Annotated in this window: 1 protein-coding gene; it reads right to left on the bottom strand. The window is 46.0% G+C overall.

The genetic code is table 11. The features are described 5' to 3' along the window. Positions 1 to 376: hypothetical protein (locus AAEY62_RS20750; RefSeq protein WP_350636165.1), on the bottom strand; the 376-nt coding region annotated here is incomplete at both ends.

Raw genomic sequence — 376 nt, 5'->3', positions numbered from 1 at the left:
GCCGTCGGCTGCGTATTCCAGCTAAAGCTATTACCTTTTGCCGAATTACCTTTAAAGTCTTTCAGGATATAGTTTTGTAAATTACCCGCCAGTGATAAACGCAGAGTATCTTGGTCTGCTAAATTAGCATCTGTAGGTTCATTTGCAAATAACGCCCCACCGCGCACAGCTTCACGGATGCGGTCATTGAAAGTCCCCACTTCGGAGCCTGCCATATCAGCTTGCTTAGCTTGAATAAACAAGCGGTTATTAGCCACTTCCTCAAAGTTCCAGCCTTCGCCATAAAAGTAGTTATCTGAGTCAACCGCTTGCACCGCTTCGCGCGCTGCTAAAATTGATGATTTAGGCATGTGCCCCATAACATCAAAGCGAAAGC

Source organism: Pseudoalteromonas sp. GW168-MNA-CIBAN-0100 (assembly GCF_040309225.1).
Lineage (GTDB): Bacteria > Pseudomonadota > Gammaproteobacteria > Enterobacterales > Alteromonadaceae > Pseudoalteromonas > Pseudoalteromonas arctica.
The sequence above is the reverse complement of the archived record's forward strand: the minus strand, read 5'-3'. Positions and strand labels throughout refer to the sequence as shown.